Raw genomic sequence first — 841 nt, forward strand, 5'->3', positions numbered from 1 at the left:
TGCTGTTATTATTTTGTGGTAATAGTATATATGACAGGAGCATTTTTTTAAAATAGAAATTTTTTTTATTACACACATACAACAGGCATTTAAGTTTTGTATGACATTAAAAATAGTTTTATGGTGAAATAATACAGAACACTAACTGAAGCTGTTTGTAATTGTAAGAGGTGTTACTTTTTCATTGTTTTTCTTGTTTTTTTATGTAACAGGTGGCATATGGAGCAGCAGTACAGGCTGGTGTTCTGTCTGGAGAACAAGATACAGACGCTATTGTATTGTTGGATGTCAATCCTCTCACCTTAGGTATTGAAACTGTTGGTGGAGTAATGACAAAATTGATTCCAAGAAACACAGTTATTCCAACCAAGAAATCACAGATTTTCTCAACAGCTTCAGACAACCAGCACACCGTCACTATTCAGGTACATGGTGCTTTGTGATTAGTTACAAATGACTGTACTGTTGAGTACTGACAGGTTACACCATATTTTACGTGTCTCAGTTGATGGAGTAGAGTAGAAATATATGATACCAAATGTACTGTGGGTTTCCTATTCACTTGATATTATTTCATGAATTTTAAGTAGATATTTTAAATATATTTCTCATTTTGAAAATTATATACTATATGTTTATGTAATGTAAATACAAACATATTACATTTTAAGAAATAATTATTTGTTGAGACATTTAAGCCTCTTAACATATAGAATAACCAGATATGAAATACATGTAATGCAATAATAATCCTTACAACAGAAATCCAGCGTTTCCGTTGTTATTATACCTGTAAGAAACTAATGCGTTACGATAACAGCAGATATTTAATTCACTATTA

At 30.7% G+C, this 841-nt stretch carries 1 pseudogene; it reads left to right on the top strand.

The features are described 5' to 3' along the window. Positions 1 to 212 precede the first annotated feature (212 nt). Positions 213 to 428, top strand: a pseudogene (locus MAGTDC_RS05705) (Hsp70 family protein); the annotation flags it as partial. Positions 429 to 841: the final 413 nt, after the last annotated feature.

It is taken from the genome of Candidatus Hodgkinia cicadicola (assembly GCF_002774925.1).